The organism is Streptomyces sp. GbtcB7 (assembly GCF_019091445.1).
GTDB lineage: Bacteria > Actinomycetota > Actinomycetes > Streptomycetales > Streptomycetaceae > Streptomyces > Streptomyces mirabilis.
Genome location: NZ_JAGXJM010000256.1, coordinates 1 through 284, shown reverse-complemented (window position 1 = coordinate 284; position 284 = coordinate 1). Strand labels below are relative to the sequence as shown.

1 protein-coding gene is annotated in these 284 nt (G+C 70.1%); it reads right to left on the bottom strand.

Annotated features, from left to right (window positions below; genetic code table 11):
- Nucleotides 1–284 (bottom strand): pyridoxal 5'-phosphate synthase glutaminase subunit PdxT (gene pdxT / locus KVT44_RS56025; RefSeq protein WP_217576968.1); only part of this gene is annotated, 284 nt, incomplete at both ends.

Genomic DNA, 284 nt, shown 5'->3' with positions numbered 1-284 from the left:
GGACTCGACCCAGGGGGCGCGGATGAAGACGCCCTCTACAGGATCGCCCTCGACGCCCCGGGCGTCGACCGCCGCTTCGAAGGACTCGTTCTGACGTCCGAAGGCGTTGCGGCGCACGATCATGTCGGTGCCGCCGATCGTCTCCTGGCCCGAGCGCGGGTCGAGGATCTTGTCGGCGAGCATGACCATGCCCGCGCAGGTGCCGTAGACGGGCATGCCCGCGCGCACGCGCGGGCGGTGGGGCTCCATCAGTCCGAACAGGACGGCCAGCTTGGAGATGGTGG